The sequence below is a fragment of the Rhizobium sp. SEMIA 4085 genome (assembly GCF_013004495.1).
Classification (GTDB): domain Bacteria; phylum Pseudomonadota; class Alphaproteobacteria; order Rhizobiales; family Rhizobiaceae; genus Rhizobium; species Rhizobium gallicum.
In genome coordinates this window covers 1-696 of the sequence record NZ_JABEPH010000706.1, presented here as the reverse complement: position 1 = coordinate 696, position 696 = coordinate 1, and the positions used below count along the sequence as shown (strand labels likewise).

The following is a 696-nucleotide window of genomic DNA, read 5'->3' as shown; positions in this document are numbered from 1 at the left end:
CGGCTGCCGCCTTCGGGATGAGCGTCCGACAGATCGCCCCCCGTAAACCGTCAGCCGTCGTGCAATTCATCAAGGGCGCGATGTGGACCGGCGAGCGCGACCTGATCGAGAAGCATTTCTCCGACGTTTGTCAGTTTCATACAATGGGCGAGGGCTTCACCTGGGAGACGCAGGACCGCGCGCGCGATGTTGCAGCGGCGAGGGCTGCCTGGGAGAAAGCGAAGGAGATGATCCGCGACGAGCGCAATTCCATGGTGCTACTCGACGAGATCAATATCGCGCTCCGCTATGACTATCTCGACGTCAACGAGGTGGCCGCATTTCTCAAGGCCGAGAAACCCTATATGACTCACGTCGTGCTGACCGGCCGCAACGCCAAGGACGAGTTGATCGAGATCGCCGATCTGGTCACGGAAATGGAGCTGATCAAGCATCCGTTCCGCTCCGGTATCAAGGGACAGCCCGGCGTGGAGTTCTGATTGCGGATCAATTTCCCGGCAGGTAATCGAAGGCCATTGCCAGGCTCCAGAGGCGGAGGGGGTTCGTCGGGTCGGACAGAAGCTTGACCGTGAACGCGATGCAAACCGTCACGAGCAGGGGCTTGTTGAGCTTGGGCCCGGGGGGCACCGCAAGCCTTGGGCCGACCTGGGCGCCGGGGAACTGGCAGGCGCCCATCCTCAGCCCGCCCGCCCCGCG

Annotated in this window: 1 protein-coding gene and 1 pseudogene; one reads left to right on the top strand and one right to left on the bottom strand. The window is 62.5% G+C overall.

What is annotated here, in order from left to right; genetic code table 11:
• The coding region (gene cobO, locus C9413_RS32520; RefSeq protein WP_170251646.1) for a cob(I)yrinic acid a,c-diamide adenosyltransferase at positions 1-479 on the top strand (479 nt) is incomplete at its 5' end.
• 7 nt (positions 480-486) lie between these two features.
• On the opposite strand, the pseudogene C9413_RS32960 reads toward cobO, so the two are convergent.
• Positions 487-696: pseudogene (locus C9413_RS32960) on the bottom strand (hypothetical protein); the annotation flags it as partial.